The 21,491-nt window shown below is 44.1% G+C and carries 16 protein-coding genes and 1 tRNA gene (1 of these 17 cut by a window edge); 6 read left to right on the forward strand and 11 right to left on the reverse strand.

Translation table 11 applies throughout. The features are described 5' to 3' along the window. A tRNA-OTHER gene (locus ACX5KA_RS00710) sits at positions 1–21 on the reverse strand; it reaches 56 nt to the left of the window's first position. 999 nt (positions 22–1,020) lie between these two features. Here ACX5KA_RS00710 and ACX5KA_RS00715 point away from each other — a divergent pair. The 3 genes from ACX5KA_RS00715 (at position 1,021) to ACX5KA_RS00725 (ending at position 5,785) form a co-directional block, all read left to right on the forward strand. Continuing rightward, a complete protein-coding gene (locus tag ACX5KA_RS00715; RefSeq protein WP_458730209.1) occupies positions 1,021–2,403 on the forward strand; it encodes an MATE family efflux transporter in 1,383 nt (460 codons plus the stop codon). 96 nt (positions 2,404–2,499) lie between these two features. After that, positions 2,500–4,515, forward strand: a complete 2,016-nt coding sequence (uvrB, locus tag ACX5KA_RS00720; RefSeq protein ID WP_014948785.1) for an excinuclease ABC subunit UvrB — start codon at positions 2,500–2,502, stop codon at positions 4,513–4,515. Positions 4,516–4,858: 343 nt separating this feature from the next. Beyond that, a complete protein-coding gene (locus tag ACX5KA_RS00725; protein WP_458730210.1) occupies positions 4,859–5,785 on the forward strand; it encodes a LysR family transcriptional regulator in 927 nt (308 codons plus the stop codon). Between the two features lie 109 nt (positions 5,786–5,894). On the opposite strand, the gene queC is transcribed toward ACX5KA_RS00725, so the two are convergent. Then, positions 5,895–6,551, reverse strand: coding sequence for a 7-cyano-7-deazaguanine synthase QueC (queC, locus tag ACX5KA_RS00730; RefSeq protein ID WP_039216703.1), 657 nt, complete (start codon positions 6,549–6,551; stop codon positions 5,895–5,897). 95 nt (positions 6,552–6,646) lie between these two features. Between queC and queE the strand changes: the two genes are divergently transcribed. Both queE and ACX5KA_RS00740 read left to right on the forward strand, forming a co-directional pair. Next, entirely contained in the window at positions 6,647–7,321 is a 675-nt protein-coding gene (gene queE, locus ACX5KA_RS00735; RefSeq protein WP_039216704.1) for a 7-carboxy-7-deazaguanine synthase QueE, read from the forward strand. Between the two features lie 76 nt (positions 7,322–7,397). Next, positions 7,398–8,294, forward strand: a complete 897-nt coding sequence (locus ACX5KA_RS00740) for a type 2 periplasmic-binding domain-containing protein (protein WP_458730211.1) — start codon at positions 7,398–7,400, stop codon at positions 8,292–8,294. Between the two features lie 67 nt (positions 8,295–8,361). Here the strand turns inward: ACX5KA_RS00740 and asnB are convergent, their stop codons facing one another. Together asnB and ACX5KA_RS00750 are read right to left on the reverse strand one after the other, a co-directional pair. Beyond that, positions 8,362–10,032, reverse strand: a complete 1,671-nt coding sequence (gene asnB / locus ACX5KA_RS00745; RefSeq protein WP_458730212.1) for an asparagine synthase B — start codon at positions 10,030–10,032, stop codon at positions 8,362–8,364. A gap of 398 nt (positions 10,033–10,430) precedes the next feature. Then, positions 10,431–12,098, reverse strand: a complete 1,668-nt coding sequence (locus tag ACX5KA_RS00750) for a M28 family metallopeptidase (protein WP_458730213.1) — start codon at positions 12,096–12,098, stop codon at positions 10,431–10,433. 70 nt (positions 12,099–12,168) lie between these two features. On the opposite strand from ACX5KA_RS00750, the gene ACX5KA_RS00755 reads away from it, so the two are divergent. Beyond that, positions 12,169–13,113 carry a DUF3025 domain-containing protein gene (locus ACX5KA_RS00755; protein ID WP_039216712.1) on the forward strand — a complete coding sequence of 315 codons (945 nt, stop codon included), beginning with the start codon at positions 12,169–12,171 and terminating at the stop codon, positions 13,111–13,113. 78 nt (positions 13,114–13,191) lie between these two features. Here the strand turns inward: ACX5KA_RS00755 and ACX5KA_RS00760 are convergent, their stop codons facing one another. From ACX5KA_RS00760 to putP, 7 genes are all read right to left on the reverse strand, one after another. Then, positions 13,192–13,896 carry a YIP1 family protein gene (locus ACX5KA_RS00760; RefSeq protein ID WP_039216713.1) on the reverse strand — a complete coding sequence of 235 codons (705 nt, stop codon included), beginning with the start codon at positions 13,894–13,896 and terminating at the stop codon, positions 13,192–13,194. 272 nt (positions 13,897–14,168) lie between these two features. Beyond that, entirely contained in the window at positions 14,169–15,893 is a 1,725-nt protein-coding gene (locus ACX5KA_RS00765; RefSeq protein ID WP_039216714.1) for an SLC13 family permease, read from the reverse strand. Positions 15,894–15,909: 16 nt separating this feature from the next. Further along, positions 15,910–17,325, reverse strand: a complete 1,416-nt coding sequence (cysN, locus tag ACX5KA_RS00770) for a sulfate adenylyltransferase subunit CysN (RefSeq protein WP_039216715.1) — start codon at positions 17,323–17,325, stop codon at positions 15,910–15,912. 1 nt (position 17,326) lies between these two features. Then, on the reverse strand, positions 17,327–18,118 hold the full coding sequence (gene cysQ / locus ACX5KA_RS00775) for a 3'(2'),5'-bisphosphate nucleotidase CysQ (protein WP_239301453.1): 792 nt from the start codon (positions 18,116–18,118) through the stop codon (positions 17,327–17,329). Next, positions 18,118–18,714, reverse strand: coding sequence for an adenylyl-sulfate kinase (gene cysC, locus ACX5KA_RS00780; RefSeq protein ID WP_039216718.1), 597 nt, complete (start codon positions 18,712–18,714; stop codon positions 18,118–18,120). Before cysC ends, cysQ begins: the two co-directional genes overlap by 1 nt. Next, a complete protein-coding gene (gene cysD / locus ACX5KA_RS00785) occupies positions 18,714–19,628 on the reverse strand; it encodes a sulfate adenylyltransferase subunit CysD (RefSeq protein ID WP_014976001.1) in 915 nt (304 codons plus the stop codon). Before cysD ends, cysC begins: the two co-directional genes overlap by 1 nt. Positions 19,629–19,898: 270 nt before the next feature. After that, entirely contained in the window at positions 19,899–21,404 is a 1,506-nt protein-coding gene (gene putP, locus ACX5KA_RS00790) for a sodium/proline symporter PutP (RefSeq protein WP_458730214.1), read from the reverse strand. Positions 21,405–21,491 lie beyond the last annotated feature (87 nt).

A 21,491-nucleotide genomic window follows, 5' to 3' on the forward strand; every position in this document is an offset into this window, starting at 1 on the left:
AACCAACTGAGCTAAGGGGGACCTGTGCTTCAACGGAGGCGAATATTAAAGACGTACTTAGGAACTGTCAACAACATAAATGAAATATTTGTGCTGACTGCGCAAAAAATAGCTTTTTACGGCTTTTATGTTCATTTTGTCGTCAATGCAGAGAAAATGATGGTTAATAACTGCACATTATTCCCTCATTGCTTATGAACAAGAGGTTGTTTTAGTCATTGATAGTTTTACCCATCTCGTTTTCTTATATATCTCACTAAAGTTAAAGGGTATAACTAAATAGAATAAAAAAACGCTTTCATACTGGTATTATGTACAGGGTTTAATAAATCTGTAACCTGTACCTGAGGATTAAAAGGTTAGTCACCACTTACGTGCTGAGAAATTAATCGAGCACGAAATCCCGCCGAATATGGTCTGGCGTTAGTTATCCACTAAATCTGTGGATAACTATGTTGATAGCTTATAATCGCTGTTGTTATTTACGAGATCGCGTGCGTATTGATCTAATCAGGTTATGGCGTTATTGAGTGGATAAGCTTTTTAATACAGAGGGTTAGGGTGTTTTTTTTGATCTTGTTTCTCGATCGGAATAGATCGGTTGAACAAAAAGTAGCTTGTGTGTTAATTCAACGAATGCCTAAATGCTATTCAATGAAATCCATCTTAATTCTCAATGTCTTACATTTTGTTAACATTTTTGTGTGTCTTTTAAACGCTCTATTTAGATAGCTAGATGCGCCCGAGACGTTTTGCCTGCATATTAAAAGTGAAACAGGATAGAAATTAAACTGTAATGAACACATACGCACGTGTTTTGATTTATTTTTATAAAAAAACTAGGAATTTTGTGGCGTAGCCAGCGAAATGGTTCATCGCACGTACTTTTGTCAAAAACATCGCTTTTCATACAACCCTCTTATGCTTTGTTTTGTTTGTCGAATACGCATAGCTAAATAGTGTTCACTCTTTTACACTAACGCGCAATTGATGAGGGGATTTTAGTTTGCCGGAGCTCAAGTGATAAAAAGTAACGCTAAACAACGTACTTCCGACTTATTGGAAGGAGATATAGGTACTACGTTAAAGCGTATGACTATTCCCATGATACTGGGAATGGTAATGATGATGAGCTTTGGACTTATCGATACCTTTTTTGTGAGCTTGTTGGGCACCGACCCTTTAGCCGCTATTAGTTTTACCTTTCCCGTTACTTTTACCGTAATAAGCCTAAACATAGGTTTAGGTATTGGTACCTCTGCAATTATAGGCAAGTTACAAGGCAGTAAAGAAATAACTAAGTCTCAACATTATGCGACGGGTTCATTAATGATGTCCTTTTTGCTCGTGGGTGCATTAGCTGCAATTGGCTTTTTCACCATAGAGCCTGTGTTTACGTTGCTTAATGCAACAGACAATCTCATGCCGTATATATCTGACTATATGGGGCTATGGTACTTGTCGAGCGTCTTTCTTGCCATGCCGATGGTGGGCAATAGTGTGCTGCGAGCGTGTGGCGATACCCGCACACCCAGTATTGTTATGGCGGCAGGCGGGGGATTAAACGCGTTGCTTGATCCAATTTTCATTTTCGGCCTTGGGCCCATTCCGGCAATGGGAATAAAAGGCGCGGCACTCGCTACCTTTATAGCGTGGATAGTTGGTGCATTATGGATTCTTTATATTTTAGCCGTTCGTCGAAAGTTGATGTTGCCTCGACTGCTGTCACTTGCCGAGCTGCGTGATAGCAGCCGTGAAATTCTCAAAATAGGACTACCTGCGGCGGGGGCAAATATGCTTACCCCTGTTGCCGGTGGCGTGATGACAGCTGTAGTTGCTGGTTACGGTGCTGAAGCGGTTGCAGCGTGGGGAGTGGGAAATAGAATGGAGTCTATTGCAAGTATTGTTGTGCTAGCACTTTCCATGACACTGCCTCCATTTATCAGTCAAAACGTTGGGGCAGGCCAAGTAGAACGGGTAAAAACGGCATATTCGCTTACATTGAAATTTGTTCTGGTTTGGCAGTTCGCCATTTTTCTTGTCATGTGGGCGCTGTCTAGCTGGATAGCCGTCGCCTTTGCTAATGAAGCAGAGGTAAGCGTACTAATACAGCTGTTTCTGATGATTGTGCCGCTGGGTTATGGCATGCAAGGCATTATCATTCTGACTAACTCATCGTTGAATGCCATGCATCGTCCAATGACGGCATTAACGTTAAGTGTCATCCGCTTATTTGTTTTCTTCGTACCTATCAGCATTGTGGGTAGTTTTCTATTTGAACTGAAAGGGTTATTTGCAGGAACGGTCATTGCCAATATTGCAATGGCGTGTGTTTCATTTGTTGTTTTCAAACGTGCGATTACTCAGTTTGAATTAGATAAAGAAACGTCTGAGCACAGCTAATACCAGAGCGGCTATTTAAGGCTGTGCGTTTTTAATGTTGAGTAGTTTGACCGCAAGCAAGATGTTAAGCAGTAAGCTAAAGAAAAGGTTAAGTAAATGAGTAGAGGGTTTGAGCTTCATTCTAAATACAAGCCAGCAGGCGACCAGCCAAAAGCAATAGAAGCTTTGGTGGATGGCCTAGAAAGTGGCTTGGCCGGCCAAACACTGCTTGGTGTTACGGGGTCGGGTAAAACCTTTACCATGGCTAATGTCATTAAAGAAGTGCAGAGGCCAACGCTTATTCTTGCACACAACAAAACATTAGCGGCTCAGCTTTACGGTGAGATGAAAGAATTCTTCCCCAATAACGCCGTAGAGTACTTCGTTTCATATTACGATTATTATCAGCCAGAAGCCTACGTTCCAAGTACAGATACCTTTATTGAGAAAGACGCGTCAATCAATGATCATATTGAACAAATGCGACTGTCCGCCACTAAAGCGTTGATGGAGCGCAGAGACGTAGTCATTGTAGCGAGTGTGTCGGCTATTTATGGTTTGGGTGACCCTGAATCCTACATGAAGATGCTATTGCACCTTCGCCAGGGCGACACCATGGACCAACGTGACATTTTACGTCGCCTTGCAGAACTGCAGTACAAGCGTAACGATTTAGCGTTTGAAAGGGGTACGTTCCGTGTGCGTGGCGATGTTATAGATATTTTCCCTGCGGACTCTGAAAAGCAAGCCGTAAGGGTCGAGCTTTTTGACGATGAAATAGATAAAATTAGTCTGTTCGACCCGCTAACCGGGGCTGTCGATAAGTCAGTTATTCGAGCAACGGTTTTTCCTAAAACGCACTATGTAACCCCTCGAGAGAAAATCCTCAATGCTATTGAGCATATCAAGGAAGAACTTGGCGATCGCAAAAAGCAACTTCAAGAGGCGAATAAGCTGATTGAAGAGCAGCGTATTTCACAGCGCACCCAGTTCGATATCGAAATGATGATGGAGCTTGGCTATTGTTCTGGGATCGAGAATTACTCTCGCTATCTTTCAGGAAGAGCACCGGGCGAACCACCTCCAACCTTATTGGACTATTTTCCAGCAGATGGCCTAATGTTTATTGATGAGTCTCACGTAACTGTTTCTCAAGTAGGAGCAATGTATCGCGGGGATCGCTCTAGAAAAGAGACCTTGGTGGAATTTGGTTTCAGGCTGCCGTCGGCGTTGGACAATCGTCCGCTTAAGTTTGAAGAATTTGAACAGATTTGCCCCCAAACCATCTATGTTTCTGCGACGCCAGGCGATTATGAATTAAAGAAAACTGACGGTGAGATAGTAGAGCAGGTTGTGCGTCCAACGGGTCTGCTAGACCCTGTTATTGAAGTACGTCCTGTAGCCACTCAGGTTGATGATGTCCTGTCTGAAATACAAAAACGGGTAGAGCTTGACGAACGTGTGCTTATTACTACATTAACCAAGCGTATGGCTGAAGATTTAAGCGAGTATTTAAATGAGCACGGCGTTAAAGTTCGTTATCTGCATTCGGATATCGATACGGTAGAGCGAATTGAAATAATCCGAGACTTGCGACTGGGTAAATTCGACGTGTTGGTAGGTATTAACCTTTTACGTGAAGGTTTAGACATGCCGGAAGTGTCGCTGGTGGCGATTTTAGATGCCGACAAAGAAGGCTTTTTGCGCGCTGAGCGTTCATTAATTCAGACCATTGGTAGAGCCGCGCGTCACGTGAATGGTAAAGCTATTTTGTACGCTGACAGTATTACCAAGTCGATGAAAAAAGCGATGGACGAGACCGAGCGCCGTCGTGAGAAGCAAATGGCGCATAATGAGGCAAACGGTATTACGCCGATGCGACTTAACAAGCCTATTACCGATATTATGGACTTAGGCGACTCTGCACACCCTGCGTCAGGTAAAGTCAGACTGCGCAAAGTTGAAGAGAAGAAAAAACAGCAGAAAACAGCCAGTGCCACTGAGCTGATGGATCAAATTACCGAGCTTGAAAAGCAGATGTTCGAATATGCTCGAGAACTTGAATTCGAAAAAGCAGCGTCATTGCGTGACGACATAGAAGCGCTGAGAAAGCAGGTAGTTACACTGTCCTAGTCCACACTTATCGAAAGATAACGACACTCTTTTTTCGCTGCAATGTGTCGAGAGTTTATCTAGGCCTGTTGATCTATGATGTATTGCAAAGGTCAACAGGCCCTAGTATGCATGCTTTAGTATTAAACTAAATAACTCTTACTGAGCTTAAGCGCATTTCTTCTTTTATGGCCTTTATATTCCTATAGATATTCTGGACTTAATGCCGACCTGGCTAGCACAAATTTGTAATTTTCATCACATAATGAGACGAAAAGCCATAAAATATCGTTGTAATAGCACAATTAGTTACATATAGTTCTAGCTTGAGTATCGATAACTATACCTATAAACAGGTGCTAATATGCTTAATCGTCTTCAGGAGTCAGATATCAAGTTACTGCGAGTGTTTTACGCGGTAGCGAGCTGCAACGGATTTACTGCGGCAGAACCTGTGTTGCGTATGCAACGCCCTAATATCAGTGCCGCAATTAAAAAGCTAGAAGAGCGTTTAGACTTGGTACTATGCCACCGTGGCCGTGGTGGCTTTCAAATGACAAAAGAAGGCGAGGTGGTTTTTCAAGAAACCAAGCGCATCTTCAATGCCTTCGACAACTTTGTGTTCAACCTGAAATCGCTGCACGATGACTACTCCGGCCATATCACGCTAGTGTTAATGGCGGGCCTTCCGCTTTCAATGCATTTAGCCGTGAGTAAAGCGGTTAAGAGTACGATGAAGAAGTTTGACGATATTCATGTGAATATTCAAACACGTCTTTATAACGAGGTTGAGCATGTCGCGCTATCTGGCGAATGCCATCTTGTTGTTTCAACCTACGATATGGTTAAGCCTGAATCAGTAACTTTCCACCCCGTCGGGATTAAGACGGAAGGACGATTGTACTGTGCGCCAACTCACCCTTTGGCGAAGTATCGCGATACTGAGTTACCAGAAGGCGTTAAAATTGGTGACTATCCTGCTATCGGAATTTCAGGCTTATCGTCAGCTAACTATATCGAAGATGAAACCAGGCTATCTATCCAGACCTTCTCTGATTCATTTGACGCAGCAATGTCGGCGATAATGACCGGTGAATACATAGGTTTGTTGCCAGATTATATGGCAAAAGAGCAAGGGGCGGCGCTAGGACTTGTTCCAATTGCGCAGGGGAGTTTATTTAACTTCAGTCACGAGTTGTTTGTTATGAATGGCAAAAACACACGGTTAAATCCGGTCTTACGTCACTGTATTAAAGAGTTAAGCTATTTTATTTCTGAAAGTCAGAAGTAGATTTATCAACGCAAGCGATATGAAAACACCTCTTGTCTGAACGCGCATAAAAGCGCGTGAAACAAGGGGTGTTTTTTTATCGGACAACGTGTGCGGGTTAGCGCAACGCTTATTCGTACTCTAAAGGATCGATTGCATCGTTTTCTTTAAATGCCTCTAGGCGTTCTTCGCACGCTCCGCATTTTCCACACGCTTTTTCCCTGCCGTTGTAACAGGTCCAGGTCTGTCCATAATCCAGTCCCATTGACAAGCCGTCCGTTAAAATAGCCGTTTTGCTGTCGTCAATATAAGGCGTCATAATAGTAACGGGAGTATAGTTAGCAATCCCGCATACATCATTCATTTTATGCACGAATTCAGGGCGGCAATCTGGATAAATGGCGTGATCGCCAGAGTGAGCGCCATAATAAACTTCGTTAGCCTCTAAGCTTACTGCGTAGCCAACGGCAAGTGAGAGCAATATCATATTGCGATTTGGTACTACGGTTTGCTTCATGCTTGGCTCTTCATAGTGGCCTTCTGGTACGTCGATATCTGACGTGAGGGCTGAGCCACCGATAAGCGTATTTATAGCGCTAATATCAACAATTTTGTGTGGGACATTAAGGGATTTGCATACATTCGCGGCGTAATCGAGCTCTTTCTTGTGGCGTTGTCCGTAGTTAAAGCTCAGTGCATGAACTTTTTTGCCTGCTTTTAGTGCTTTATGCAGCACTGTGAAGGAGTCCATGCCTCCTGAATAGATAACAACAACGTTTTCTGACATAGTTTTTCGAAGATTTAAGAAATTATGCCCGAATTTTATGTGATCCTTGGTAAAATCCCAACATACAATCGTTAAAGGGTGTCAAATTGTCTGTAATGTCCACATTAAACATCAATGAGATGTTTGAAACTATCCAGGGTGAAGGTGCTCACACTGGTATACCTTCTATCTTTGTTCGTTTACAAGGCTGTCCTGTGGGCTGCCCATGGTGCGATACTAAACACACATGGGAAATTAAGCCTGACTTGAGTGTGTCGCCACAAGCTGTGATCACAAAAGGCGAAGAGTCTGAAACCTATTTCATCTCCAGTGAGGAGGCTTTGCTGGCTGAGTTTGGGAAACAAGGCTATGTGGCAAAGCATGTAGTTATTACTGGCGGTGAGCCATGTATGTACGACCTACGTCCTCTGACGAGCCTACTACACGATAACGGATACACAACACAAATAGAGACCAGCGGTACCTTTGAAGTACTTTGTGACACGCGTACGTATGTGACGGTTTCTCCTAAAATAAACATGAAAGGCGGATATGACGTCTTAGTAAGTGCGCTTGAAAGAGCGAATGAAATCAAGCACCCCATCGCAATGCAAAAACATATAAACGAGCTTGATGCGCTGCTTGCTAATGTATCGTCATTAGACGGAAAACAGGTTTGTTTACAACCAATTAGCCAGCAAAAGAGAGCCACAGAACTTGCAGTGCGTACTTGTATTGAACGTAACTGGCGGCTATCTTTACAAACACACAAATACATTGGTATTGAATAAGTGTTTGAAATACGTCGCCTTTGTGGCAAACACGTCTTGCGCTTGAGTAATCAAATTAACAAAGGACATAAAGAAGATGCATAGCTTTAATCTGCTAAAAAAAGCCGTAATAGCGGCCGTCGCTTTATGTTCTTTTACTGCTGCATCAATGGTTGAGGCCGCTACTTGGACAATCACTTATCCGCGTCCGATTGACGACTCAGATGCCCGTGCTCAATACCCTATTGCTCTGCTTAAACTTGCGCTAGATAAAACCGGCGTAAATTATGAGCTGCGCCCTTCTGATCGTATATTGCTGACGGGCAAAGCGATGCGTCAGCTACGTGAAAACAGAGAAGTTAACGTAGTATGGAGCATGACGGATAGCCAGCGCGAGAAGGAGCTGACCCCCATTCGTATTCCAATCGCAAAAGGGCTTATAGGTCTTCGTGTTTTCGTTATTAACGAAAATAAAAAGGCGAAGTTCAACGATGTGCTGTCGCTGACCGATATGCGTAAACTCGTACCGATTCAAGGCGAAGAGTGGCCGGACACCAAAATTCTTCAAGCCAACGGGTTTAACGTGTTTACTGTGCCTGAGTTTCGCGAAGCGTATGACATGATTAAACAAGGTAAAGGGGACTTTTTTCCTCGTTCTGTTATGGAAGTGGACGCAGAGCTGGAGGTGGAAGGTCGTCGTAACAATCTTTACCTTGAGCCTTCAATGGCGCTGTATTACCCCACCGCTATGTATTACTTTGTAAGTTCAAGTAACAAGACGTTAGCGAATCTTATTGAAACAGGCCTTAACCGAGCCATTGAAGATGGCTCTTTTGATGCGTTATTTGAATCTACCTACGCCCCAATCTTAGCGTCTTTGGGGGTTAATGAGCGTAAAATTTTCACTCTCGAAAATCCGTTATTACCTATTGAGACCCCTCTTACTAATTCTGCTTTATGGTATAAACCAAAAAGAGAAGCATCAAAAGAATAAATAGACAATAAAAAACGCGGCGTAGGCCGCGTTTTTTGAATATTAGATCTGCTTGTACGATTGTCTATTAAGACTCGCCTGCGTGGACGCCTTTCATCGAGCGGCCAGAAGGATCTGCGTTGTTTTTAAAGCTCTCATCCCACTCAAGAGCTTCTGCAGTACTACACGCAATAGATTTACCGCCTGGCACACAGCGCGCAGCACTCTCTTGAGGGAAGTAGCTCTCAAAGATAGTGCGATAGTAGTAGCCTTCTTTCGTGTCTGGTGTGTTGACTGGGAAGCGGAACTCAGCTGTCGCAAGTTGCTGGTCCGAGACTTCGTTTTCAACGAAATCGCGAATTGAGTCGATCCACGAATAGCCTACGCCGTCACCAAATTGTTCTTTCTGACGCCATAATACTTCTGCTGGAAGGGTTTCGCCGTTATCAAATGCTTTACGAAGGATCCACTTCTCCATTTTTCCATCTAGACACATTTTGTCTTGTGGGTTTAAGCGCATGGCTACGTCAATGAAGTTCTTATCTAAGAAAGGAACACGGGCCTCTACACCCCATGCTGACGTGGCCTTGTTAGCACGCGCACAGTCAAACATGTGAAGGCGATCTAGCTTACGAACCGTTTCTTCATGGAATTCCTTGGCGTTTGGCGCTTTATGGAAATACAGGTAACCACCAAAAATTTCATCAGAACCTTCACCCGATAGCACCATTTTAATGCCCATCGCTTTAATCTTGCGTGTCATTAAGTACATCGGAGTAGCGGCGCGGATCGTTGTTGTATCGTAGGTTTCCAAGTGATAGATAACATCACGGATGGCATCTAAACCTTCTTGAATGGTAAAGTGAATTTCATGGTGTACGGTGCTAATCATGTCGGCCACTTTCTTCGCAGCTTTAAGGTCCGGAGCACCTTCAAGGCCAACAGCGAAGCTGTGCAGACGAGGCCACCACGCGTCAGTCTTGTCTTCATCTTCAACACGTTTGGCTACGTACTGTGCAGCCACAGCAGAAACCAGCGATGAGTCTAAGCCACCTGAAAGAAGTACAGCGTAAGGTACATCAGACATCATGTGTGACTTCACCGCTTTTTCAAACGCTACGCGAAGTTCGTCTAGGTCACTTGTGTTGTCTTTTACGTTGTCGTATTCCATCCAGTCGCGTTTGTAGTACTTGGTGATTTTACCTTCTTTGCTCCACAGGTAGTGGCCAGGAGGAAACTCACTAATTGTTTTACATACGCCTGCTAACGCTTTCATTTCAGATGAAACATAGAAGTTACCGTGTTCATCATAACCTGTGTAAAGCGGAATGATGCCAATGTGGTCACGGGCAATTAGGTAAGCGTCTTGTTCTTCATCGTAAAGAATAAACGCAAACATACCCTCTAGTTCATCAATAAAGTCGATGCCTTTTTGCTGAAAAAGCGGAAGGATAACTTCACAATCAGAACGGGTTTTGAACGGATATGGTTCAGCTAAGTCTGCAGCTAGTTGTTTATGGTTATAAATCTCACCGTTTACGGCAAGAATTTGTTTATCGTTTTGGCTGATAAGAGGCTGCGCCCCTGTATCAACGTCGACAATCGCCAATCTTTCGTGACAAAGAATGGTATTGTCATTATTCCAGATACCCGACCAGTCAGGGCCACGGTGGCGCAAAAGTTTTGATAAATCGAGGGCTTGGGTTCTGAGTTCAGACACATCGGTTTTGATATCAAGGATACCGAAAATACCACACATATAACGGATTCTCTCTGTTCACTTGTTGAAAAAAATAATAGAAGTTTTTTCTGTCGGTACTCGCGTACGAGTGGGCGATGGTTTGTTGTTATTCTTATTCGCGTGCCCTGAATGTGCCAGTCTGACAGGAAATTGCAAGTACATTATGATGAGAAAATGGAAATTCTTATTCCATTTATCCCAAAACAGCCGTTTATTAACATTTTTATCCTATTTTGAGTGCGTAATTATCATATCAATTAAATAGTGAGTGTGTTTACTGAATAGTAAAAGATAGCGATTCGAAGCCGCTTGGATAAGTGCTTTGGGAAGGAAAAATAAGAAAGGGCCTATAAAAAGGCCCTTTTAGTATTGCTGCATAACTAAGCATTTTTAACGCTTAGAAGTCAGTTCGGATATTAATTTTTGCGCTGAAACTCACTCGCTTCATTCCACCTAGGCCAAGCGTCAGCATTCGCAACGCCCACACCCACGTCAAACAGCATTTGCGTGTCTTGCACAATTCCGCTTAAATCCCAATCATCGCGATACTGGTCGCATACTTGGTGATAGCAGCCCGTAACAATAACGTTCATGCGTTTTCTATATTTAGCTGTTTCTGCATCTGCTGGTTCGTTACCGCCCTCTGCATAGAGTGCTGGAACACCTTGTTTGGCAAAGCTGAAGTGATCTGATCGGTAATAGTAACCAGCTTCTGGTCTGTCTTCTTGAGTCAGTGTACGACCTTGCTTAGCTGCAGCGGCTTCAAGGTAATCTTCCATTTCTGACTTACCCATGCCTACAACGGCAACGTTCTTGGTCTTACCCAATACGTTCATTGCATCCATGTTGATGTTTGCAACGGTATTCTCAATAGGAATAACCGGGTTGCTTGCATAGAATTTACTGCCTAATAATCCTTGTTCTTCAGCGGTCACCACTAAAAATGATACCGAGCGTTTTGGTGCAGGTGTAAGTTTAGAGTAAGCTTTTGCCATGGCTAAAATGGCCGCAGTGCCCGTCGCATTATCATGAGCACCATTATAGATTTGGTCGCCTTCTTTGCTCTCATCTTTACCTAAATGATCCCAATGTGCCGTGTAGATAATATGCTCATCAGGAAATTCTGCGCCCGGCAGAGTCGCGATAACGTTGTTGCTCTCTGACTTTTTGAAGGTGTTGTTAACCGTAACCGTTGCTTTGATGTCCATTGCTTTGCTGTAAGGACCTTGCATAGCGTTTGCTTTCTCTGTGTCGAAATCAAGGCCGGCATCGGCAAACACCTTCTTCGCTGCATCTATCGTTAACCAACCTTCAACAGCCACACGGCTTGCTCCTTTGTCGGCACTTACTAAGCCGTACTGCGGACCACTCCAGCTGTTAGCAACAACTGACCAGCCGTAAGAGGCAGGTGCAGTTTCATGAACAATAATAGCGCCTGCTGCCCCTTGACGGCTCGCTTCTTCATATTTGTAGCTCCAACGGCCGTAGTAGGTCATCGTTGTGCCCTGAAACTTGCCGCTCTCCGGATTTTCAAAGCCCGGATCGTTTATCAGCATGACGACCGTTTTGCCTTTTACGTCTAACCCTTCGTAGTCATTCCAGTCATACTCTGGTGCATTTACACCATAACCTACGAACACCAGTTCCGAATCTTCAAGAGATACAGAGCTTTGCTCACGTTTAGAAGAGGCAACCATTTGCTCTTTGTAGGCAAAGGTATTGTCGCCTATGGTCATTGTCATATCTGGATCAGCGGTGATCTCCATAAGCGCTACTTTTTGAAGGAAGCTATCGTCGTTACCTGGCTTAAGTCCCGCTTTAGTAAATTCACTGACCAGGTAATCAATGGTTTTCTTTTCGCCTTCAGTTGTCGGTAGACGACCTTCAAACTCATCTGAAGACAGTACCTTTAATGGCTCGCGAATATCAGCGTCTGAAATATTGTTGTAAACACTGTCAAAGTTAGACGCCACAGGCATCTCTTTTTTCGCAGACTGATCTTGTGACGCGCTGTCGTTATTAGGTGTGCAAGCACTTACGCCTAGAAGGGTAGGTACAAGCAATGGCAAAAACATTTTTTTCATTGTTAGTCTCTGTTTGCTCTACAATACGCACCCAGTATAGAGAAAACCCCAAAGCGAACCAATAGTTGATATGCAATCAGACTCAATACCCTTCTGTAAAGACTACTTACTAAAACACGCGAGTAAACCAGTTACGGACCTTTTAGAAGAGGTTGGCTTGCTAGGTAAAAGTGCTTTTCCTACTCCTGACTTGCTAAACAATTTAACGGTGCATTACTGTAGCTCCTGGAAAGGGCCTTTGTTTAAAGGGCAAAGCCAGTTTTCAGAAGATGATCAGCGTTACTACGAAACCATCATCAGCGAAGATGGAGTTGTGCCTACTCGAGAGCAAAGCTGGCATGATCTATTTAATGCCCTTATTTGGCTTCAATTTCCAAGAACAAAATCGTTGTTAAATGAGCTACACATCAATGACATTAAACTCCATGGTGTAAACCCCAGAACGTCACGACGCAATCGCATTACTCACTTCGATGAATGCGGAGTAGTACTTGCTATCGAAGCACCTGAAGAAAATAGTCCGCGCTCACACAGTGAATTCTCTGATAACGGCACCAATTCGCAAAACAAAATTAATGGAACCTTGCCTTGTACAGCTAATGCGTTGGAAGCATTCTTAGGTGACCTCGCCGCGCATGAATGGGAGAAAGTTTTTGTCTACAAGCGAGCGTTGTGGCATTCAAAAGTAAGCCCCTTTATTTTTGGCCACGCAAATTTAGAAATGATGCTTAATCCGTTTGTCGGTCTCACAGGCAAATGGCTAGCGGTGTCTGTGCCTCACGGTTTTAGCCGTCTTGATAAATGGCAGCAGCGGTCGATAGTTGATGATGCCATGATTACACGTATCAAAGCGTTAAATTATTTTGAGAGTACACCGCTTTTGAAGCCACTGCCTTTGCTGGGTGTACCTTCGTGGCACACTCAACAAGATAAAGAGTTTTATCAGAATACCGACTATTTTAGACCACTACGCGAGGGAAGTAAGCCGACTATTCAGCTACCCTTGTGGACTTAAGTGTGTTGCGCTGCCCACGTTTTTCACCGAAAACAGCGCCAATTGCCAAATGATAAAAGGCTATTGAACAGAGGTGTTTTAGAATAGCGCTAAGGCTATCAGCCAAATGCCATAAATAACCACATACGGCGCGCATGCAATTAGTGCTGCCTTCTTAAGAGGAAAAGACGTCCATTGCGAGATGCCCACAGTAGCAAGATAGATACCCCAGAAAAGCTCTAGCCTTAACGCTTGACCGAAAGCGTACCAAGGCGAGTCCATCGGGATATTCGCAATATACCCAAGAGACGCAGGCGACAAGATTGATGGCGCTACCTGATGGTCGCCAGCAAACAACAGCAGAGCAACGCCAACCAAACCAGTCAACACATAAGGCATTGAAAGCCACCACGCAAAACCGTACCAGTCAGTAAAACCGTAAACATGAGTGTCATCTGAACGTGTCATTAAGTTCACGTAAACGGCGTACACAGCGTTTATAATAATAGGAACAAAAAAGGCGCCAATAATGGAAGACCAAAGCAATGCATTTCTAGTGAAGAAGGCTTTCATTTGTTCTTCTTCTGCAGGGCTCATGTCACCTTGTGCCGCTATGTTCATCTCTGCAAACCACTCAATGTCGACGAAATTCACGTAAAGGTATTGTGATACTAGCGTAATAGCCATGATCAAGATAAATGGCATCCAGCTCCAGTTGTTATGCTCACCAACTGCTTTGAAGACGCCATTCGGTTTGAAAAAGATATCATTACACGCTTGGAAAGGATTCGTCACAGTGTGCATCCCTTGCTCCTCTTTCTAGTTTTTATTTGTTGTTCAGATACTGTGTAAAACAATGACTATATGTTATCGCTCGTTTACACATGAATAAGTTTAGGCTTACAGGTTACTGGCGAGCATAGATTATGTACAGCACAAGATTCTGATAAAGAGGCATTTTTTGTAAGGGAAAATGAATAAGGCTAGTTAAGTGTATGGCGCACGCTCAGTTAAATAGAGGTAAAAGGGAAGCATGGCTTCCCTCTCATTTTCTATGGTTGCAAACCATAAACAGTCTACAGATAAGTTATATTCAGCAGCGTTAGCACTATTGTGCTATACATCACAGAAATAGGTAGTCCTATCTTTATAAAGTGCGCAAATTTGTAGTTGGCAGCGTTAAAGACCAAAAGGTTAGTCTGGTAACCAAATGGCGATATAAAGCTTGCGCTCGCCGCAAAGGCAACTGCTAAAGCAAATGGCATTAGCGGCGCTCCGATAATTTGCACTAGCCCGTAAGCAAAAGGAAACATTAATGCCGCAGCCGCATTGTTGGTTACAAACTCAGTTAAAAGCAGGGTGAATAAGTAGATAATCACGAGCGCTACAAACCAATCAGTACCCGCCAAGAGAGGCATTAGCGCTTCGGTTGTAGTCATAATGACCCCAGAGTTTTCTAGTGCAGTGGCCAAACTCAATGCACCAACTATCACAACAATTAAGTTTAGCGGGAGATTGCGCTTCATTTCGCCATTTGACGTAACCCTAACGCCAATAAGGACAGCGGCTAAAAATAGTAGACCGATAGCCAATGAAATGACGTTAGTCGCGGCTAGTAACACTGTGGTAAGGAAGCCGCCAAGGGTAATCCATTCTTGTTTGTTCGTTAGTGGACGAGCAATTTTTTGCTCTGACAAAATAAAAAAGTTTTTATTTAAATTTTGACGAGTCGCAAAGTCTGGGCCCGTAGCTAAAAGTAAGAAGTCACCCGCTTGAAGCTTTATTTCTCCCAACTTGCCTGAAAGCTGCTCTCCATCGCGCCGAATTGCCACAACCGCGGCATCAAACAGGGCCCTAAAGCCAAGTTTTTTTATGGTTTGCCCAATAACTTGAGCGCGATTGGCAACCACTACCTCGGTTAAGCTCTCACGGAGTACCCCATCAGACTCCGCGAACATGCTTAGCCCCTTTATGTGGCTAAGATTATCAAGCTTTTGAACGTTGCCAGAGAAGATCAGCTTGTCGTTTTCCAAAATGACTAGGTCAGGCCCAACAGGAGATATCAGGTTGCCATTGCGCACCACTTCTACCAAAAAGAGTTCTGGTAAGTTACGCAAATGGTTTTGTTCTACGGTTTTGCCTATGAGCTCTGAACCAGATTCCACTTCGGCTTCAACCATATACTCGTGATAGTTATTACTCTTATTGCCAATATGAGGTAGCAAAGGAAGTAACAGAAACATGAGTAGACCACAGCTTAAACCCGCTACGGTGCCATAAAGTGTGAAGTCAAAAAAGTTAAAGCCTGGATGCCCGTGCTCTTGCAAAAAGCTGTCTACAATCAGGTTGGTAGACGTACCGATTAAGGTGACCGTACCGCCTAAAATAGCTGCGTATGAGAGCGGAATCAGCAATCGAGAGGCAGGATGATATTGGTTTTGCTTAATTGGACCAATAAGGCTTGCCACAATAGCAGTATTGTTCAAAAGCGCAGAAGATAAAAATGTCAGTGAAAACAAGCGCCAATAGGATTGAGTAAAGTTAGCACTTACTAGTTTCCTACCTAGGCGTTTTATTAGCGCTGTTTTATCAATTGCACTGCTTACCAAAAGCAACAAAACAAGGGTAATAAGACCCTTGTTTGTTAAGTTTAGCAAGATGTCATCAAGAGATAACTGCTGGGTAACCAGTAAAGCTAACACTGCACCAGAAAATACAGTGGAAGGGCGCTGATTGGTAAAGATCAGCGCGCATATCGTACCGGCAAATACCGCCAGTACGATGAACTGGGTCACATCCATATTGCTCCAGTCCTGCTTAAAGTTTACTGATATCCACAGAGTTCCAATGCGGGAAGTGCTTGCGTACTAGTGCATTGAATTCAAGTTCGAACTCAGAGAAATTAGGCGATGTATGCTGTGCGTCACCCGCAATTTCGTCAATGATCATACCAGCACCAACAGTGCCGTTGGTCAAGCGATCGATAACGATGAATGAACCGGTAGGGCGGTTGCGTTTATACGGGTCGCATGCAACAGGTTGAGTAAACTTAACGTCTACTACACCAATCTCGTTAAGATTTAAGTGCATGGCATCCGTTTCTTCCAACGTGTTCACATCAATTTGATTATCGATATGAGCAACTACCCCTGGCGTTGATTTAGTCGCGAACTTAAACAAGTATTGCTTGTTTGGCATTAGCGGCTCTTCAGACATCCACACAAGGTGTGTTTTGAATTGCGTATTAAGCAATGGCAAGTTGTCTGATTTTACAATCATGTCGCCACGAGAAATGTCAATTTCATCTTCTAGCGTTAGCGTAACGGCTTGTGGAACATAAGCGCGCTCTTGGTCGCCTTCAAACGTAACGACTTGCTTCACCTTTGATTTCTTACCAGAAGGAAGTGCCGTTACTTCATCACCTGGTGCAACTTGGCCAGATACCACCGTACCCGCAAAGCCTCGGAAATCTAGGTTAGGGCGGTTAACGTATTGTACAGGGAAGCGGAAATCTTCTAGGTTGTCGTCTTCACCAATTTCAATGTTTTCTAACATTTCCATAAGTGGCGTGCCGTCAAACCAAGGGGTATTTTCGCTCTTGCCTACTACGTTGTCGCCTTCAAGTGCTGAAATAGGTACGAACTGAATATCAGGAATATCAAGCTGCTCAGCAAACTTCAGGTAGTCTTCCTGAATTTGCTTGTACACTTCTTCTGAATAGTCCATCAAGTCCATTTTGTTGATAGCAACAATAACGTGTTTGATACCTAGAAGAGAAACCAGGAACGAGTGACGTTTGGTTTGTACTTTAACGCCGCCGCGAGCATCAACAAGAATAATAGCAAGGTCGCATGTTGACGCACCGGTTACCATGTTACGAGTGTACTGCTCGTGCCCCGGAGTATCAGCGATAATAAACTTACGCTTGTCAGTAGAGAAGTAGCGATAGGCTACGTCGATAGTAATCCCTTGCTCACGCTCAGACTGAAGACCGTCTACAAGAAGGGCAAGGTCAACTTTCTCGCCGGTAGTGCCCACTTTTTTACTGTCTTTAGTGATAGCGGCAAGTTGGTCTTCATAAATCATTTTAGAATCGTGAAGTAAGCGACCAATTAGGGTACTTTTACCGTCGTCTACGCTACCGCAGGTAAGGAAACGTAGCATGTCTTTCTTTTCGTGTTGTTCTAGGTAAGACAGAATGTCCTGTCTTAGTAATTCGTTTTCATTGTTCATGTTATGCGCTCACAAGGAAAAAGGGGTTTAACACAGACTCTTTTTGGTTGTACGTAAGAGCGTCAGCGTTGTCATCTAATGGGTTTTCAGGGTCAAGTACGGTTACGTTTGCGCCTGCTGCTAGTGCAACGGCGTGTGCTGCTCCCGTATCCCATTCAGATGTTGGGCCTAAACGAGGGTAAAGATGTGCTTCGCCCTCAGCCACCAAGCAAAGCTTCAGTGAACTACCCATCGCCACAAGCTCGGTTTCACCTTTAAGCTGTGCCAATAAATTCTGAATTTCTGGGCTTTGGTGAGAACGACTACCTACCACTTTCCACACTTCTGCACCATCGTGCTTGCGCGCAGAAATAGCTGTAAATTCGCCATTCACTTCAGTCCATGCACCTTCACCAACAATACCTACGTAGCTTTTGTTAAGTGCTGGCGCGTAAACCACACCCATGGTCGGCTTACCGTTTTCGATAAGTGCAATGTTTACCGTAAACTCACCGTTTTTCTTAATAAACTCTTTGGTGCCGTCTAGCGGGTCTACCAGCCAGTATGACGACCACGTTTTGCGTTCATCCCATGAAATATCTGCTGACTCTTCAGAAAGAATTGGCAGGTCAGATTCAGCTTCAAGGGCGTTAACGATTACGTTATGTGCGGCAAGGTCAGCTTCTGTTAGCGGGCTGGTATCCTGCTTTTCATAAATGGCGAAGTCTTTCTCGTAAATGGCCATTATCTTATCGCCGGCTTCTTTGGCGATAGCTAGCACTTTTTGTGCAAGACTATTTAAAGGCTGTGTCATTACACTAATCCCTTTTCTTGAAGCAAAGCATACAATCGCTCAGCGGTTTGCTCTGCAGGTTCATCCTGATAGGTTAAGTGTACTTCCGGCGCTTCAGGTGCTTCATAGGCTGAATCAATACCTGTGAAGTCCTTAATCTCACCGCTACGCGCTTTCTTGTATAGCCCTTTCGGGTCGCGTTTTTCACACACTTCAAGAGGTGTATCGACAAACACTTCTACAAACTCTCCGTTTTCCATTAAGCTGCGGCAGTAATCGCGGTCGGCTTTGAAAGGTGAGATAAAAGCGGTAAGCACAATGGTACCGGCATCGACAAACAGTTTAGCGACTTCGCTAATGCGGCGAATGTTTTCGACGCGATCTTTATCGCTAAAACCTAAGTCGCCACACAGACCGTGGCGCACGTTGTCGCCGTCAAGCAAATAGGTGTGCTTGTTCTGCTCGTGAAGCTTTTTCTCAAGCAGGTTGGCTAAAGTCGATTTACCAGAGCCACTTAAACCCGTTAGCCAAAATACGCGAGGCGTTTGACCAAGCTTTTCAGAACGGGTGGTCTTGTTTACTTCGTGTTTATGCCAAACAACGTTGTCGGTGGCCATTAGAAGTACCCTTCCATTTTCTTCTTCTCCATAGAGCCTGCGCTGTCATGGTCGATAACTCGGCCCTGACGTTCAGACGTCTTGGTAAGCAGCATTTCTTGAATAACTTCAGGTAGGGTTGCTGCTTCTGACTCTACCGCACCGGTCAGTGGGTAACAGCCAAGAGTACGGAAACGCACAGAGCGCATCTCTGGCACTTCACCTTCTTCTAGCGGCATACGGTCGTCGTCAACCATAATAAGAATGCCGTCGCGCTCAACGACAGGGCGAGGCTTAGAAAGGTAAAGTTGTGGAATATCGATGTTTTCTAGGTAGATGTATTGCCAGATATCTAGCTCAGTCCAGTTGGACATTGGGAATACACGAATGCTTTCGCCTTTGTTAACCTGAGAATTATAAATATTCCAAAGCTCTGGGCGCTGGTTTTTTGGGTCCCAGCGGTGGTTGCTGTCGCGGAATGAGTAAACACGTTCTTTGGCACGTGATTTTTCCTCGTCGCGTCGAGCTCCACCAAATGCAGCATCGAACTTATATTTGTTCAGCGCTTGCTTAAGTGCTTGAGTTTTCATGATGTCAGTATGTTTTGCTGAACCGTGGCTAAATGGGCCAACGCCAGCTTCAACACCTTCTTCATTGATGTGAACAAGCAAATCAAAACCGTGCTTCTTAGCTTGTTCGTCACGGAACTTAATCATTTCACCAAACTTCCACGTGGTGTCTACGTGTAATAGTGGGAAAGGAATTTTGCCGGGCGCGAACGCTTTACGGGCAAGGTGAAGCAGAACAGAAGAGTCTTTTCCTACAGAGTAAAGCATAACTGGGTTTTCAAACTCAGCAGCAACCTCACGGAAAATCTGGATACTCTCGGCTTCGAGTTGTTTCAAATGCGTTACAGACGGGATACTAGCAGTCATTTTGAAGTCCGAATTTTATGTTATATACAAAAAAGTTATATATGGGTTATTTTTCTGCATAGAACGATAACATATTTAAATTCAAAAGTAGTATGCGATTTTGCTATTTAAAATAGCTATCTTATTCCATTAAATAAAACTGTCATGCGATTGAAGCATAAGCCACTTTTTTCAAGGGTTATAAAAAGAAAAAAGCCCTGTTCAGAAACCTAAACAGGGCTATTTGTTCATCGCTCAGTATTGTTGCGAACTAATTTTTTTGTTGAGCGCTTATTTTTCGCTCAGTTTGGTTTGGAAAGCATCGAATGTATCAACCACACCTTCTCTCGGCGAACCTGATTTACTTAAAATCATGATGGTTAAGCTAGATAAAATAAACCCAGGTACAATCTCGTACATCCATTCGCCAAGCTTTTGGCCGCCGATTTCAACTGGAAGATAAATCCACAGTAACACTGTTACCGCTCCCACAACCATGCCACCTAGCGCTGCGCGACGTGTCATTTCACGCTTAAACAGACTAAATAGAAGAAGCGGTCCGAATGCCGCACCAAAGCCAGCCCAAGCATTACTTACAAGCGTTAAAATGGTGCTGTCTCTATCATAAGCTAAATAAATGGCAACAAGTGCGACAACCACTACACTCACGCGACCTGCAATAACGAGTTCGCCATCTGACGCATCGCGACGAAGGAATGCTTGATAAAAGTCACTGGTCAGTGAACTTGAAGTCACCAAAAGCTGAGACGAAATAGTACTCATGATCGCCGCTAAAATCGCAGCGAGCAGGAAGCCACCGATAAGCGGGTGGAATAAAATTTGAGATAAGTAGATGAAGACGGTTTCTGGATCGATTTCGTTTCCGTTACCTGTTACATAGGCAAGGCCGAAAAGCCCCGTCATTAACGCACCAATAATCGATACAATCATCCAGCCCATACCAATGTTGCGCGCTGTTGGAATATCTTTCACAGAACGTATAGCCATAAAACGCACAATGATATGAGGCTGACCAAAGTAGCCTAGCCCCCAAGACATTAGTGAAACAATGCCGATCACACTTAGTGCTTCATTGGTAGACGCATCCATAAATGCATCGAAAAGCGCCGGATTAATGGTATCTAATGCGTCAATTGACGCGCCGATTCCACCCAACTCGCTAATAACAACGGCAGGTACCATAATGAGAGATACAAACATGATGCACCCTTGAACGAAGTCGGTCATGCTCACTGCCATGAAGCCGCCAACAAGGGTATAGGCTACAACGACACCAGCGGTAACGTACAAGCCGGTCTCATAAGTTAATCCAAATGATGTCTCAAAGAGCTTTCCGCCAGCTACCACACCAGAAGAGGTGTAAAGCGTAAAGAAGACAACGATAACCACAGACGCGATTACTCTTAACAGGCGAGAGTTATCAGCGAAGCGATTTTCAAAATAGTCGGGGAGGGTAATGGAGTTGTTGGCTACTTCAGTGTAAACGCGAAGGCGTGGAGCAACTAACATATAATTTGCCAGAGCACCGAGTGTCAAACCAACTGCAATCCAGCCAGCAGATAAGCCTGATACATACATAGCGCCAGGTAAGCCCATGAGCATCCAACCACTCATGTCCGATGCACCTGCTGAAAGTGCGGTTACTGCTGGGCCTAATTGGCGGCCGCCAAGCATGTAGCCCTCTACGTTGGTGTCTGTTTGCCGATAAGCGAAAAGGCCTATTCCTAACATTACAATGAAATACAAACCTAACGAGATTATCGTGCCAGTAGCCATATAAATTCCCTATGCTTTTTTCTTCATGCTAACACCTATGACATAGAGTCTCTATGTCAGTCGGCGACCTTGCTTGTTTTCTATACG

The organism is Alteromonas alvinellae (genome assembly GCF_902705805.1).

What these genes read in the sequence shown, in the direction of transcription:
- uvrB (WP_014948785.1), top strand. Translation starts at nt 2,500, where the DNA reads ATGAGTAGAGGGTTTGAGCTTCATTCTAAATACAAGCCAGCAGGCGAC.
- ACX5KA_RS00725 (WP_458730210.1), top strand. Translation starts at nt 4,859, where the DNA reads ATGCTTAATCGTCTTCAGGAGTCAGATATCAAGTTACTGCGAGTGTTT.
- queC (WP_039216703.1), bottom strand. Translation starts at nt 6,551, where the DNA reads ATGTCAGAAAACGTTGTTGTTATCTATTCAGGAGGCATGGACTCCTTC.
- queE (WP_039216704.1), top strand. Translation starts at nt 6,647, where the DNA reads ATGTCCACATTAAACATCAATGAGATGTTTGAAACTATCCAGGGTGAA.
- ACX5KA_RS00740 (WP_458730211.1), top strand. Translation starts at nt 7,398, where the DNA reads ATGCATAGCTTTAATCTGCTAAAAAAAGCCGTAATAGCGGCCGTCGCT.
- asnB (WP_458730212.1), bottom strand. Translation starts at nt 10,032, where the DNA reads ATGTGTGGTATTTTCGGTATCCTTGATATCAAAACCGATGTGTCTGAA.
- ACX5KA_RS00750 (WP_458730213.1), bottom strand. Translation starts at nt 12,098, where the DNA reads ATGAAAAAAATGTTTTTGCCATTGCTTGTACCTACCCTTCTAGGCGTA.
- ACX5KA_RS00755 (WP_039216712.1), top strand. Translation starts at nt 12,169, where the DNA reads ATGCAATCAGACTCAATACCCTTCTGTAAAGACTACTTACTAAAACAC.
- ACX5KA_RS00760 (WP_039216713.1), bottom strand. Translation starts at nt 13,896, where the DNA reads ATGCACACTGTGACGAATCCTTTCCAAGCGTGTAATGATATCTTTTTC.
- ACX5KA_RS00765 (WP_039216714.1), bottom strand. Translation starts at nt 15,893, where the DNA reads ATGGATGTGACCCAGTTCATCGTACTGGCGGTATTTGCCGGTACGATA.
- cysN (WP_039216715.1), bottom strand. Translation starts at nt 17,325, where the DNA reads ATGAACAATGAAAACGAATTACTAAGACAGGACATTCTGTCTTACCTA.
- cysQ (WP_239301453.1), bottom strand. Translation starts at nt 18,118, where the DNA reads ATGACACAGCCTTTAAATAGTCTTGCACAAAAAGTGCTAGCTATCGCC.
- cysC (WP_039216718.1), bottom strand. Translation starts at nt 18,714, where the DNA reads ATGGCCACCGACAACGTTGTTTGGCATAAACACGAAGTAAACAAGACC.
- cysD (WP_014976001.1), bottom strand. Translation starts at nt 19,628, where the DNA reads ATGACTGCTAGTATCCCGTCTGTAACGCATTTGAAACAACTCGAAGCC.
- putP (WP_458730214.1), bottom strand. Translation starts at nt 21,404, where the DNA reads ATGGCTACTGGCACGATAATCTCGTTAGGTTTGTATTTCATTGTAATG.